Genomic DNA, 12,830 nt, shown 5'->3' with positions numbered 1-12,830 from the left:
ACATTTGCGCTGTCGAAGCGAGTCCGGTGGCTTAGCTCTCGTCCTTGTCGCCGCCCTTGCTCTCGCTCGCGCCGGCATCGGGCTTCTTCTTTGCCGGAGCCTTCTTCTTCGGCGCGGCCTTCTTCTTGGCGGCGGGTTTGGTCTTGGGCGGGGCGGGGGTGAGTTCGAAGGCGGGCTTGCCGTCCTTCATCGTCACCGAGACCTCGCCGCCATCGGCCAGCTTGCCGAACAGCAGTTCCTCGGCCAGCGGCTGCTTGATCCTTTCCTGGATCAGGCGGCCCATCGGGCGGGCACCGTAGAGCTTGTCGTAGCCCTTGTCGGCCATCCACGCGCGGCTTTCCTTGTCGAACTGGATGTCGACGTTCTGCTCGGCCAGCTGCAGTTCGAGCTGGAGGATGAACTTGTCGACCACGCGGGCCACCGTCGACTTGTTGAGATAGCCGAAGGGTACGATCGCATCGAGGCGGTTGCGGAACTCGGGGGTGAACATGCGCTTCACCGCTTCCTCGCTCGCATCTTCCTTCGACACGTCGCCGAAGCCGATACCCTGCTTGGCCATGTCGGACGCGCCGGCATTGGTGGTCATGATGAGCACCACGTTGCGGAAGTCGACCGTCTTGCCGTGATGGTCGGTCAGGCGGCCGTTATCCATCACCTGCAGGAGGATGTTGAACAGGTCCGGGTGCGCCTTCTCGATCTCGTCGAGCAGGAGGACGCAGTGCGGGTTCTGATCAACCGCATCGGTTAAAAGGCCGCCCTGATCGTAACCAACATAGCCCGGAGGCGCACCGATCAGGCGTGAAACGCTGTGGCGCTCCATGTATTCGGACATGTCGAAGCGCTTCAGCTCGATACCCATGATCGAGGCGAGCTGGCGCGCGACCTCGGTCTTGCCGACGCCGGTCGGGCCCGAGAACAGGAACGAGCCGATCGGCTTGTCCGGATCGCGCAGGCCTGCGCGGCTGAGCTTCATCGCGGTCGCAAGCTTCTCGACGGCCGGATCCTGGCCGAAGACGACGTGCTTGAGGTCGCGTTCGAGGTTCTCGAGCGCCTTCTTGTCGTCCGAGCTGACCGATTTCGGCGGAATGCGCGCCATCGTCGCGATCACGGCCTCGATTTCCTTGGCGGTGATCTTCTTCTTGCGGCGGCTGGGCGGGACCAGCATTTGCATCGCGCCGACCTCGTCGATCACGTCGATCGCCTTGTCGGGCAGCTTGCGGTCGTTGATGTAGCGCGCCGACAGCTCGACCGCGGTCTTGAGCGCGTCGGGCGTGTACTTGACCTTGTGGTGTTCCTCGAAGGCGCTGCGTAGTCCCTTGAGGATGGCAACCGTATCCTCGATCGTCGGTTCGTTGACGTCGATCTTCTGGAAGCGCCGCAGCAATGCGCGGTCCTTCTCGAAGTGGTTGCGGAATTCCTTGTAAGTCGTTGATCCGATACAGCGAATCGCCCCGCTCGACAGCGCGGGCTTCAGGAGGTTCGAGGCGTCCATCGCCCCGCCGCTGGTCGCGCCGGCGCCGATGACCGTGTGGATCTCGTCGATGAAGAGGATCGCCTCGGGCATGTCTTCGAGTTCGGAGACGACCTGCTTCAGGCGTTCCTCGAAGTCGCCGCGATAGCGCGTACCGGCAAGCAGCGCGCCCATGTCGAGCGAATAGATCACCGCGTCCTCGAGTACGTCTGGAACGTCGCCCTCGACGATCTTGCGCGCGAGACCTTCGGCGATCGCGGTCTTACCCACGCCAGGATCGCCCACGTAGAGCGGGTTGTTCTTTGAACGGCGGCACAAGATCTGCACCGTGCGGTCGACCTCGGGCCCGCGGCCGATCAGCGGGTCGATCCGGCCGTCCTCGGCCTTCTGGTTGAGGTTGACCGTGAACTGGTCGAGTGCGGTTTCCTTCTTGTCGCCGGGCTTGCCGCTCTCGGCGCCCTGTTCGGCCGGATTTGCGCCTTCTGCTGCGCCCTGCGGGGTCTTGTTCTCGACCTGCTTGCCACCCTTGCCGATGCCGTGGCTGATGTAGCTCACCGCGTCGAGGCGGCTCATGTCCTGCTGCTGGAGGAAATAGACCGCGTAGCTGTCACGCTCGGAGAACAGTGCGACGAGTACGTTTGCGCCGGTCACCGTGTCCTTGCCCGAGGACTGGACGTGCAGGATCGCGCGCTGGATCACGCGCTGGAATCCCGCAGTCGGTTGCGGATCGGCGCCGTCCTCGCTCTTGAGCGACTGGTATTCCTGCTCGAGATACTGCTTCACCACCGCTTCGAGTTCGCCCGTGTCGACGCCGCATGCGGCCATGACCTGAGCAGCATCCTCGTCGCCGATCAGCGCGAGCAGCAGGTGCTCGAGCGTGGCGTATTCATGACGGCGCTCGCCAGCATCGGTCAGCGCGGCATGGAGGGTCTTTTCAAGATTGGCAGCAAAACTGGGCATCAGGTCTCTACTTCTGCGGGGACTCGCAAACTCGCGAGAGGAAGACAGGCTACCTTATGAAGGTTAGCCAAAGCTGTATGTTCCGGTGATATGGGTACGAGGCGCCGGTTTGGAAGGGTCCGGCCCACGCTCAGTCCTTTCGCCCGAAAAGCGATTCTGCAGCATCCCTGTGCGCTGCGGCCTTCAGCCGGTGCGATTCGACCCGTGCGATCTCGCGCTCGAGCAGGGCGATGCGTTCCTGGAGCTCGTCTTGCGAGTATGGGCCGAGATCCTCGGCGGCGAGCTTGCTCGCGGCGTCGCCTTTGGGGCGTGGACGATCGTCGTCTTCCATTGCCCCTACACAATCCTCCTCAGCCCGGTTGCTGTCAACACGCCCCCGCTGTAATGCACCGTTTCTCCGGCACGACGTCACGCATTCGAGGGGGCTCCTTTGGCGACCGGCTTACCTAAGACCATGACTGCAATGGGTTTCGACCAGCCCGGCGGCCCGAACGTGCTCCGGGCTGAGGAATTGCCCGTCCCGCAGCCCGGCGAGGGCCAGGTCCTGATCGAGGTCAGCCATGCAGGCGTGAACCGTCCCGACGTCATCCAGCGGCAGGGCTTCTACCCGCCGCCGCCGGGCGCTTCGCCGATTCCCGGGCTCGAGGTGTCGGGCAAGGTCGTCGCGGTGGGCGAGGGCGTTGCACCCGAAATGCTCAACCGCAAGGTCTGCGCGCTCGTTTCGGGCGGCGGATATGCCGAATACTGCCTCGCGCATTCGGCGCACTGCCTCACCGTTCCGCGGCACATGGACATGGCGTCTGCCGCCGCGATCCCCGAAACGCTCTTCACCGTCTGGCACAATGTCTTCGAGCGCGGTTTCGCCGCCGATGGCGAGACATTGCTCGTGCATGGCGGCACTTCGGGCATCGGTACCATGGCGATCCAGCTCGCCAAGGCCTTCGAGATGAATGTGGTCACGACTGCCGGTAGCGAGGAAAAGTGCAATGCCGCCCGCGAGTTGGGCGCCGACCTTGCGATCAACTACAAGACCGAGGATTTCGTCGAGAAGACCAACGAATTCACCGGCGGCAGGGGTGTCGACGTCATTCTCGACATGGTGTCGGGCGACTATGTCCAGCGCAATCTCGACTGCCTTGCCGAGGATGGCCGCCACGTGACTATCGCCGTGCTCGGCGGGCTGAAGGCCGAAATCAACATGGCCAAGCTGATGAGCAAGCGGCAAGTGCTGACCGGATCTACGCTGCGCCCGCGTTCGGACGAGTTCAAGGCGCTGCTCGCCGATGAGATCTACAACCACGCTTGGCCGCTGTTCGAGGACCGCACCATCGCTCCCGTGATGGACAAGACCTTCCCGCTCGCACAGGCGGGCGCGGCCCATGCGCGGATGGAGGGCGGCGATCACATCGGCAAGATCGTGCTCGAGGTGCGTGCGGCGGATTGACGCCAATCTGTAGCAAATCATTGAATCCGTAACGGAAACGAGATTCTCCGGTAACATTCGGCTGTCATGGCTCTCCCAACGTAGATTCGGGAGATGGACCATGACCGAACTGCCCAAGGACCTTGCCGAATTCACCAATGTGGCGGGTTTCCCGCCGGTTGAACCGAGCGTCCCGGAAAGAGTTGTCGACGAGCGGCGCAAGTACCGCACGATCTGGATCAGCGATGTCCACCTGGGCACCAAGGGCTGCAATGCCGAGCTGCTGATCGACTTCCTCGACCATACCGACAGCGAGACCATGTACCTCGTCGGCGACATCATCGACGGCTGGCGGCTCAAGAAGAAGTTCTACTGGCCACCCGAACACAACGACATTGTCTGGCGCATCCTCAAGCGCGCCAAGCGCGGCACGCGGATCGTCTATATCCCGGGCAACCATGACGAGATGGTGAGGCCCTTCTCGGGCATGAATTTCGGTGATGTCGAGATCCGCCGTGCCGCCTTCCACGATACTGCCGACGGCCGCCGCCTGATGGTGCTGCACGGCGACGAGTTCGACACGATCATGCTCGCGCACCGCTGGCTCGCCTTCGTGGGGGACGCGCTTTACCACATGATGATGAAGCTCAACGGCTGGGTGGCGAAGGCACGCAGCATGCTCGGCCTGCCCTACTGGTCGATCAGCAAGGCGGCCAAGCACAAGGTCAAGAACGCGGTCGAATTCATCTCCAAATACGAGGAGGTGGTGGCGCGCGCCGCGGGCGAGCGGGGCGTCGATGGCGTCGTGTGCGGCCACATCCACACTGCCGAGATCCGCGACTTCGAATATGAGGGCCGCAAGGTCGCATATTATAACGACGGCGACTGGGTCGAAGGCTGCAACGCGCTGGTCGAGCATTTCGACGGCACGATGGAACTGCTCCACTGGCCCGAGGAAGTGGCGAAACGCGAAACCGTGCTCGCCGCGGCCGAAGTGCTGGAGGCGGCGTGAAGTTGCCCGAAGAGGGGATGCCTGCCCCCGGGACTGCCGGCCCGGCTCCTGGGCGCATCGCGATTGTTACCGATGCCTGGCGTCCGCAGATGAACGGCGTGGTCCGTACGCTTGCCACGACCTGCGCGATCCTGCGACGGCAGGGACACGAGGTCATGCTCATCTCGCCCGACCAATTCGCCTCCGTGCCTTGTCCCACCTATCCCGAAATACGCCTCGCCATCAGCCGACCAGGTGCAGTGGCGAAGAAGTTGCGCGATTTCGCGCCCGAGGCGATCCATATTGCGACCGAGGGCCCGCTCGGCATGGCGGCGCGGCGATACTGCGGGCGTGCGGGAACGCCGTTTACTACCGCCTATCACACGCAGTTTCCCGAATATGTCGCGAGGCGCACGCACCTGCCGGCTCGCTGGTTCTGGCGCTATATCGAGTGGTTTCACGCGCCCGCGCACCGGGTGCTGGTTGCGACCGAGAGCATTCGCGAGGAATTGCGCGCGCATGGCCTCGAGAAGCTGCATCACTGGACCCGCGGCGTCGATCTTGCCTGTTTCGACCCGCTTGCACCGCCGCCGCCCGAGTTCGCTGACTTGCCGCGCCCGATCCAGCTTTATGTCGGGCGCGTCGCGGTCGAGAAGAACATCGAGGCCTTCCTCGAGGCGAAGCATCCCGGCAGCAAGGTCGTGGTCGGAGATGGCCCTTCGCTGGAAAAGCTGAGGGCACGCTATCCCGAGGCGCATTTCCTCGGCCGCAAGTCTGGCCGCGAGCTCGCGGGCTGCTATGCGGGGGCGGACGTCTTCGTCTTCCCGAGCCGCACCGACACTTTCGGTCTGGTCATGATCGAGGCGCTGGCTTGCGGCACGCCGGTCGCGGCCTATCCGGTCGCTGGGCCGCGCGACATCGTGACCGACGATGTCGGCGCCATGTCCGAGGATATCGACCGCGCGATCGATGCTGCGCTCTATTGCGACCCGCGCAGTTGTGCGGATTGCGGAGCCCGTTTCAGCTGGGAAGCGGCGACCGACCAGTTCCTGGCCGGCCTTGCCGCGCTCGATGGAGAGCCGTTGCCGGCCTAGCTGCCGTCGCCCCAGCCGCCGTCGTCATAGGAGGCATCCGAGGACCAGCCGCTGTCGTCTTCGCCAGCACCGGCCCAATTGTCATAATCGACCTCGCGGGCTTCACCGGTCGACCAGTCGCTCGCGAAATAGACGTTGTCGATGTTCACCTGCTGCGCGGCCACGCCGACGAGCGACATGGTCAGCGCGATCTCGCCCGTGCTCGCCATGCTGCCCGACTTGTTATAATCGCGCGCCCAGCTCTTGAGGTTCTTGCGCAGCTCGCCCTCGACCTTGGATTCGCTGAGGTACTCGTTCACTCCCATCGAAACCTCGGGCACGTCCACGGTCACGTCGACCTTGGTCTGCTCGCCTTCCTGAAGGAACTCGAATTTGATCTCGGCTGGATCGTAACCCTCGGCAGCGGCGATTTTGAAGAGGAGCGAGTTCGCGTCCGAAGTCATCGTGGCCGGAGCGACGCCGGTAAGGCTGCTTCCGCCGCCGGCCTTTGCGAGGTTCTGCTTCACTGCAGAGGCATCGCCCTTAACCGTGACCGAGAAGTCCGAGCCTCCTCCGCAGGCCGCCAGTCCCAGCGCAGCGGCAAGTGCAACCCATTGACGCATAATCATGTTCCCCTTCGATTTGCGCGGGGAAGTATAGCCAAAGGTCGTTAAGCAACTCTTAGAACGGCATTTGCTTGCCGAATCCGGCGCGCTCGCCTACATGGGAGGCGCAATGGCCGCTCCGCGAGGGGCGGCCCTTCTATTTTGAGTTTCGAGAAAAGGCATATTCCATGGCCGACCAACCCACTCCGCTGATGCCGCATGCGACCGCCACCTGGCTGGTCGACAACACCGGTCTCTCCTTCGAGCAGATCGCAGAATTCTGCGGTCTCCACATCCTCGAAGTGCAGGCGATGGCCGACGATCTCGCGGGCAGCAAGTACACGGGCCGCGACCCGCTCCACTCGGGCGAACTGACCCAGGAAGAGATCGCCAAGGGCGAGGCCGACAGCGAGTACACGCTGAAGATGCAGCGCGCTCCGGTCGCGGTCAGCCGCACCAAGGGCCCGCGCTACACGCCGGTCTCCAAGCGCCAGGACAAGCCCGACGGCATCGCTTGGCTGCTGCGTAACCACCCCGAGATTTCGGACGCGCAGATCTCCAAGCTTATCGGCACGACGCGCAATACGATCACCGCGATCCGCGAGCGCAGCCACTGGAACATCCAGAACATCCAGCCCAAGGATCCGGTGACGCTCGGCCTGTGCTCGCAGCGCGAGCTCGATGCCGTGGTTGCCAAGGCCGCCAAGAACCTCCCCGCACCCGAAGAGGGCGAAGTCCCCGCAGCACCGAGCGGGGTGAGCGATCGCGAGAAGCTGATCGAGGAACTGCGCGCCGAACGCGAAGCCAACGAAAAGGCTGCCGCCGAAGCTGCGCAGGAGGCCGAGGCCGAAGCATGGCTCACCGCCAAGCGCGCTGCCGAGGAAGCCGGCGAAGAGGCAGGCGACACGCCGGGCGAAGCCTGAGCGCACGGCACCAAATCACGAAGGGCGGGAAGGGCAGCGGCTTTTCCCGCCCTTTTTACTTGCGTTTAAGGCGGGATGCGCCATGTAACTTACATGGATGTCAATAGTTTCGCCTATCACCATCCCACCCCTTGGGACGCGCAATTCACGCCGGCGAGCCTGCCCGATATGCTGGCCGCCACGACTGCGAAGAATCCGCAGGCGCCGTTCCTGCATTTCCTCGGTCGCAGCTATTCCTATGCTCAGATCAACGAGGAGGCCCGCCGTTTTGCAGCCGGGCTGATCGCCAGCGGGATCAGGCAGGGCGACCGTGTAGGCCTGTTCCTTCCGAACGTCCCGATTTACGCCTCGGCCTATTACGGCGCGATGCTGGCGGGCGCGATCGTGGTCAATTTCTCGCCGCTCTATACGGTCGAGGAGCTGAGCTGGCAGGTCGCCGATTCGGGCACCCGCCTGCTGGTGACCGTGGACGTGCCCGAGCTGTTCGGCACGGCATCGCAAGTGCTCGAAACCTCCGAGCTCGAGACGCTGGTGGTCGGCTCGCTCGCCGACATGCTGCCCTGGTACAAGGGTCTCGTCCTGAAGACCCTCGGCCGCAGCAAGATCGCAAGCGTCGACTACGGCGGCGACATCCGCTCTTGGCGCGACATGCTCGCCGATCCCTCGACAGCGGAATTCCCGGCAGTCGACGTCGCCGAAGACATCGCCCTGCTGCAATACACCGGCGGCACTACCGGCCGGCCCAAGGGCGCGATGCTCGGCCATTCGCAGCTCTCGATGAACGCGCAGCAGGTTGCCGGGCTCAATCCATTCGGCACCGCGTCGAGCGAAGTCTTCATGGGCGCGCTGCCCTTCTTCCATGTCTTTGCGAACACCGCGCTCCTCAATCACGCGATGGTTACCGGCGCCTCGATCGCCATGGTCCCGCGATTCGAGGCAGGCCAGGTGCTCGATACCATCGCCAAGTACAAGACCACCGGTTTTCCCGGCGTGCCGACCATGTTCCAGGCGCTGCTCGATCACCCCAAGATCGCCAAGACCGACGTCTCATCGATCAAGGTCTGCATCTCGGGCGGCGCGCCGATGCCGGCACCGGTGCACACGCGCTTCGAGGAAGTCACGGGTGTGCGCGTGGTGGAGGGTTACGGGCTCACCGAAAGCTCGGGCGTGGTATCCGCCGGTCCCTATGCCGGGGAGCGCAAGAAAGGCACGATCGGCCAGCTGGTCATGGGCACCGAAGTGGTCTTCCTCGACAAGGAGGATCCGACCAAGCTCGCCCCCGAAGGCGAGCCGGGCGAGCTCGCGGTCCACGGCCCGCAGATCATGCGCGGCTACTGGAACCGCCCGGAAACCGATGGCGAGACCTTCGTGACGCGTGACGGAAAGCGCTACCTGCGCACCGGGGATGTCGCCGTGATGGACGAGGACGGGTTCCTCAAGATCGTCGACCGCATCAAGGACATGATTGCCGTCGGCGGCTTCAAGGTCTTCCCGAGCCAGGTCGAGGACGTCCTGCTCGAGCACGAGGATGTGAAGGAAGTGCTCGTGATCGGCCAGCCCGACGAATATCGCGGCGAGTGCCCTTATGCTTACGTCGTGCTCCAGCCCGATGCCAAGGCAAGCGCCGATGAGCTCAAGGCGTGGCTCAACAAGCGTGTCGGCAAGCACGAGCGGGTGGAAAAGATCGTCCTTCGCGACGACCTGCCGAAGACGATCATCGGCAAGCTCGACCGCAAGGCCCTGCGCGCCGAAGTCGGCGCCTGACGCCGATCCACCACCGCACCATAAAGAGAAGGCCGCCCCCGTCGTTGCGGAAGCGGCCTTCGTCCTCTCCTAGCCGGATGAATCAGTTGGCGAGCTGCAGTTCGGGCTTGCTCTCACCTTGCGCCTTGGCGGCGGGCTGTGCGCTCTTCTTGGGATCGCGGTGGGCGAAACGGCCTTCGACCTGCGCGCCCTGTTCGATGGTCAGCGCATCATAGAAGACGTCGCCGGTGATCTTGGCGGTCTTGAGGATCACGAGCTCGCGTGCGGTGATCGAACCTTCGACCGTGCCTGCAAGGCGGGCGGTTTCCGCCTGGACCGCGCCGGTGACCTTGCTGGTCTCGCCCTGCACGAGGCTGGTGCAGGCGATGTCGCCTTCGATGCTGCCGTCGATGTGGAGGTCGGCCGAAGCCTTGATGTCGCCCTTGATGGCGAGGTCCGAACCGAGGACCGAAAACGTGGAACTGCTCTTGGAAGCCATGGAATTGCTGCGTCCTGGATTAGTGGGAAGCGTGGGCGAGCTCTGGGGCTCGGCGGATTTCTTCGAGAACATTGGGGGCTGTCTCCAGGAAGGTACGGGGGTTTACGGGTCGCCCGTTGATGCGGACTTCGAAGTGAAGGTGCGAACCCGTCGAACGGCCGGTGCTGCCCATGCCGGCGATCTTCTCGCCTGCCGCAACCCGGTCACCGACCTTAGCATCGAAACGCGAAAGGTGAGCATAGCGCGTCATCAGGCCATTTCCGTGCGTGATCTCGACTGTCTTGCCGTAGCCGCCCTTCCATCCGACGAAGCTGACGCGGCCCTTGGCGGCGGCGTAGATCGGGCTGCCGATCGCTCCGCGGAAGTCGATGCCGTTATGCATCGCGGCGCGGCGGTTGAAGGGGTCGCGGCGATAGCCGAACTTCGAGGTCACGCCGCCTGCAGCGGGCGCGAACTGAGGGACGCCGTCGAGCGCACTTTCGAGAGCCGACATGCGCGCCATGGAAAGACCGAGACGCTCGAAACGCGGGTCGATTTCGCCATTGGCGCTGGTCGAGAGGCCCTCGAGCGGACCACCCATGGCCTGGCTTTCGCTGCGGCGGATCACGGCGTCGGGATTGAGCTGGAGCTTCTTGAGCGCTTCGGCAGCGCGGGCCGAGCGCCAGTCGGCGTAGCGGGTCAGGCCTTCGACGATGGCGAGCTGGCGCGCTTCGATGCGGGCGAGTTCGGTGGCCTGCGGGAACGCTGCGCTGACCTTTTCGACCGTAGCTGCCGCTTCGCCGGTCGAATCGCTGATCGCGGTATCGACCTTCATGTTTTCCGGGAGGAGCTCTGCGACGCCTTCGATGAATTCCATGCGGCGGTCGAGATCTTCGCTGACCGCTTCGAGATTGTCGCCATAGGCGGCGAGGCGTTCTTCCGAAGTCGCCACCTTCGCTTCGCGGCTCAGCAGCGACATGCGGTCGGCGCTGGCGCTGTACTGCGCCCAGCCGGCGATCGCCAGCGAGACCGCCCACACCACGACGACGAGCAGCGCGGAGGCAGCAGCTGCCTTCTGCACGCGCGATGAAATGGTGATGAAGCGAACCTGGCCTTCCGACCGCATGAAAAATTCGCGATCAGGAAACCAGCTGTTGATGCGGTCTAGCCAACCGCGCTTGGCGATAGTGTGTTCCAAAACGACCCGTCCCTTGGTCTTTGACCCTTGGCCATTCCCTACAGACAATCGTTAATAAAATCGAACCGTCATCTCCCCCGAATCCACGAGTCGAGTGCTCGATGGGATGAAGCGTTTCGCCGAGAGGGAACTTTCGTTCATTTGCGCGCCACAAAAGTTACCGGGAGGTTAATTTTCCGATTCCGAATCGGTAACGTTCCCAAAGCGCTGACACGGGGGACTTCGCCTGATAGGCGTCGCGCCATGAGCGCAAGCTTTCCTGCACCGCCGACGGGGCGCAAGGCATGAGCCGGATCGGCCTGCTCGGCGGGAGCTTCAATCCGGCGCATGGTGGTCACCGGAAGATCTCCCTGTTTGCACGCGATGCGCTGGGGCTGGACGAGGTCTGGTGGCTGGTATCGCCCGGAAATCCCTTGAAGCCCAAGGCGGGCATGGCACCGCTCGCCGCCCGCGTCACCTCGGCCATAGCGCAGGCCCGGCGCGCGCCGATCCGCGTCACCGCGATCGAGCGCGAACTCGGCACGCGCTACACGGTAGACACCTTGCGCGCGATCCAGAGACGCTTCCCGCGACACGAATTCACCTGGCTGATGGGCTCCGACAACCTCGCCCAGTTTCACCGCTGGCGCGACTGGCGGGGGATCGCGCGAAGCATGCCGATTGCGGTGATCGCGCGGCCCGGCTATGATGGCGTTGCTGTCGCAAGCCCCGCGATGGCCTGGCTACGGCGCTACCGCGTGCCGCTCGCCAGCTTCCGGAACAGGGGCGAATGGAGCGCACCGGCACTGGTGACATTGCGATTTGATCCCGACCCGCGTTCGGCCACGGCCATCCGCCGCGCCGATCCCGACTGGGCATCGCGCCACGCCGGTTTTTCCCCGCGAGACCAGGTGACACACCACCTCATTCCTTCAGGGGAGGAAACGACTACGCCATGATGCGCGTTGATTGTTTCATGCACCAAGCCTCTAAAATCAGGAGTAATACACTCGCCTATGACTCAGGCGCATACAAATCCGGCTGCTGCCGGAGCCGATACGGCGAAGGTCGTGAAGATGACTGACGCCAAGAAGGACGAACTGCTGGACCTCGTGCTCACGCAGCTCGACGACGACCAGGCGCAGGAGGTGGTTTCCATCGACCTCGCCGGGAAAAGCTCGATCGCCGACCACATGGTCATCGCCTCGGGCCGTTCGACCCGCCAGGTCGCCTCGATCGCCCAGAAGCTCGCCGAAAAGCTGAAGCACGAAGGCTATGGCCCGGTGAAGCTCGAAGGGCTGCCGCAGGCCGACTGGGTGCTGCTCGACGCGGGCGACATCGTAGTCCACCTGTTCCGCCCCGAAGTGCGCAGCTTCTACAATCTCGAGCGCATGTGGGCATTTGGCGACGCACCGCCGGTGGCCGGTACGGCGTAATCGCCTTTCGCTCGCGCCTTCGCGCGAGTGTCCTCGGTGCGGATCCTCGGGCACCTGCGGGCGGCCAGTCGGCCTATGACTGCCGTGACCAGGGAGGCCTGAATTTCAGGGGTTTATCCTTGCTTCTTCATGTCATCGCTCGCGGCAAGATTGCCCGTTCTCCGGAGGCGGAGCTGGTCGCGCGGTACGAGAAGCGGCTGACCTGGCCGGTGAAATTCACCGAACTCCCCGAGACCGGCGGGCGCATTCCCGATCCGCAGACGCCCTACAAGACCGTGCTGCTCGACGAGCGCGGCAAGGACATTTCCTCCGAAAAGCTGGCCGAAACGCTCGAGCGCTGGCGCGATGACGGCATGCGCGAGTGCCGTTTTGTACTGGGCGCGGCTGACGGGCATAGTGAGGAGGAGCGGCGCGAGGCCGACCTGCTGCTCGCCTTCGGCAAGGCGACATGGCCGCATCTGATGGCCCGTGCGATGCTCGCCGAGCAGCTCTACCGGGCGACGACGATCATCGCCGGCCACCCCTATCATCGCAGCGGATAATGCGGCAG

13 protein-coding genes are annotated in these 12,830 nt (G+C 63.9%); 8 read left to right on the top strand and 5 right to left on the bottom strand.

The window, feature by feature from the left end; genetic code table 11:
* Nucleotides 1-31 precede the first annotated feature (31 nt).
* Together clpA and ACZ1G8_RS05785 are read right to left on the bottom strand one after the other, a co-directional pair.
* Nucleotides 32-2,431: an ATP-dependent Clp protease ATP-binding subunit ClpA gene (gene clpA / locus ACZ1G8_RS05790; protein WP_472680922.1), complete on the bottom strand. Its 2,400-nt coding sequence runs from the start codon at nt 2,429-2,431 to the stop codon at nt 32-34.
* 130 nt (nt 2,432-2,561) lie between these two features.
* Nucleotides 2,562-2,762, bottom strand: coding sequence for a DUF1192 domain-containing protein (locus ACZ1G8_RS05785; RefSeq protein WP_221427323.1), 201 nt, complete (start codon nt 2,760-2,762; stop codon nt 2,562-2,564).
* Nucleotides 2,763-2,885: 123 nt separating this feature from the next.
* Between ACZ1G8_RS05785 and ACZ1G8_RS05780 the strand changes: the two genes are divergently transcribed.
* From ACZ1G8_RS05780 to ACZ1G8_RS05770, 3 genes are all read left to right on the top strand, one after another.
* Nucleotides 2,886-3,875, top strand: coding sequence for an NAD(P)H-quinone oxidoreductase (locus ACZ1G8_RS05780; RefSeq protein WP_472680920.1), 990 nt, complete (start codon nt 2,886-2,888; stop codon nt 3,873-3,875).
* Between the two features lie 100 nt (nt 3,876-3,975).
* Nucleotides 3,976-4,866, top strand: a complete 891-nt coding sequence (locus tag ACZ1G8_RS05775; RefSeq protein WP_472680919.1) for a UDP-2,3-diacylglucosamine diphosphatase — start codon at nt 3,976-3,978, stop codon at nt 4,864-4,866.
* Nucleotides 4,867-4,883: 17 nt separating this feature from the next.
* A complete protein-coding gene (locus ACZ1G8_RS05770) occupies nt 4,884-5,939 on the top strand; it encodes a glycosyltransferase family 4 protein (RefSeq protein WP_472681204.1) in 1,056 nt (351 codons plus the stop codon).
* Here the strand turns inward: ACZ1G8_RS05770 and ACZ1G8_RS05765 are convergent.
* A complete protein-coding gene (locus ACZ1G8_RS05765) occupies nt 5,936-6,541 on the bottom strand; it encodes a hypothetical protein (RefSeq protein ID WP_472680918.1) in 606 nt (201 codons plus the stop codon). The genes ACZ1G8_RS05770 and ACZ1G8_RS05765 overlap by 4 nt on opposite strands.
* 170 nt (nt 6,542-6,711) lie before the next feature.
* Here ACZ1G8_RS05765 and ACZ1G8_RS05760 point away from each other — a divergent pair, with 170 nt between their 5' ends.
* Nucleotides 6,712-7,446: a DUF1013 domain-containing protein gene (locus ACZ1G8_RS05760; protein ID WP_472680916.1), complete on the top strand. Its 735-nt coding sequence runs from the start codon at nt 6,712-6,714 to the stop codon at nt 7,444-7,446.
* A gap of 75 nt (nt 7,447-7,521) precedes the next feature.
* Nucleotides 7,522-9,210 (top strand): long-chain-fatty-acid--CoA ligase, encoded by a 1,689-nt coding sequence (locus tag ACZ1G8_RS05755; protein ID WP_472680915.1) that lies wholly within the window; start codon nt 7,522-7,524, stop codon nt 9,208-9,210.
* A gap of 82 nt (nt 9,211-9,292) precedes the next feature.
* Here the strand turns inward: ACZ1G8_RS05755 and ACZ1G8_RS05750 are convergent, their stop codons facing one another.
* The gene (locus ACZ1G8_RS05750) at nt 9,293-9,688 is read right to left on the bottom strand and encodes a bactofilin family protein (protein WP_472680913.1); all 396 of its coding nucleotides are present in this window, start codon (nt 9,686-9,688) and stop codon (nt 9,293-9,295) included.
* Between the two features lie 19 nt (nt 9,689-9,707).
* Entirely contained in the window at nt 9,708-10,865 is a 1,158-nt protein-coding gene (locus ACZ1G8_RS05745) for a M23 family metallopeptidase (RefSeq protein ID WP_472680911.1), read from the bottom strand.
* Nucleotides 10,866-11,149: 284 nt separating this feature from the next.
* Here ACZ1G8_RS05745 and ACZ1G8_RS05740 point away from each other — a divergent pair, with 284 nt between their 5' ends.
* The 3 genes from ACZ1G8_RS05740 (at nt 11,150) to ACZ1G8_RS05730 (ending at nt 12,822) form a co-directional block, all read left to right on the top strand.
* Complete coding sequence (locus tag ACZ1G8_RS05740; protein ID WP_472680909.1) at nt 11,150-11,803, top strand: nicotinate-nucleotide adenylyltransferase; 654 nt, start codon at nt 11,150-11,152, stop codon at nt 11,801-11,803.
* A 57-nt stretch (nt 11,804-11,860) separates the two neighbouring features.
* A complete protein-coding gene (gene rsfS / locus ACZ1G8_RS05735; protein ID WP_472680908.1) occupies nt 11,861-12,280 on the top strand; it encodes a ribosome silencing factor in 420 nt (139 codons plus the stop codon).
* Between the two features lie 119 nt (nt 12,281-12,399).
* On the top strand, nt 12,400-12,822 hold the full coding sequence (locus ACZ1G8_RS05730) for a 23S rRNA (pseudouridine(1915)-N(3))-methyltransferase RlmH (RefSeq protein ID WP_221550645.1): 423 nt from the start codon (nt 12,400-12,402) through the stop codon (nt 12,820-12,822).
* Nucleotides 12,823-12,830: the final 8 nt, after the last annotated feature.

This window comes from Qipengyuania sp. BR81-2, assembly GCF_055693895.1.
Note: the sequence above shows the minus strand (reverse complement) of the source record. Positions and strands in the feature narration are given on the sequence as shown.

Coding starts and splice junctions, on each gene's coding strand:
- ACZ1G8_RS05755 (WP_472680915.1), top strand. CDS start 7,522: ATGCGCCATGTAACTTACATGGATGTCAATAGTTTCGCCTATCACCAT.
- ACZ1G8_RS05775 (WP_472680919.1), top strand. CDS start 3,976: ATGACCGAACTGCCCAAGGACCTTGCCGAATTCACCAATGTGGCGGGT.
- ACZ1G8_RS05765 (WP_472680918.1), bottom strand. CDS start 6,541: ATGCGTCAATGGGTTGCACTTGCCGCTGCGCTGGGACTGGCGGCCTGC.
- ACZ1G8_RS05750 (WP_472680913.1), bottom strand. CDS start 9,688: ATGGCTTCCAAGAGCAGTTCCACGTTTTCGGTCCTCGGTTCGGACCTC.
- ACZ1G8_RS05780 (WP_472680920.1), top strand. CDS start 2,886: ATGACTGCAATGGGTTTCGACCAGCCCGGCGGCCCGAACGTGCTCCGG.
- ACZ1G8_RS05785 (WP_221427323.1), bottom strand. CDS start 2,762: ATGGAAGACGACGATCGTCCACGCCCCAAAGGCGACGCCGCGAGCAAG.
- clpA (WP_472680922.1), bottom strand. CDS start 2,431: ATGCCCAGTTTTGCTGCCAATCTTGAAAAGACCCTCCATGCCGCGCTG.
- ACZ1G8_RS05770 (WP_472681204.1), top strand. CDS start 4,884: ATGCCTGCCCCCGGGACTGCCGGCCCGGCTCCTGGGCGCATCGCGATT.
- ACZ1G8_RS05740 (WP_472680909.1), top strand. CDS start 11,150: ATGAGCCGGATCGGCCTGCTCGGCGGGAGCTTCAATCCGGCGCATGGT.
- ACZ1G8_RS05760 (WP_472680916.1), top strand. CDS start 6,712: ATGGCCGACCAACCCACTCCGCTGATGCCGCATGCGACCGCCACCTGG.
- rsfS (WP_472680908.1), top strand. CDS start 11,861: ATGACTCAGGCGCATACAAATCCGGCTGCTGCCGGAGCCGATACGGCG.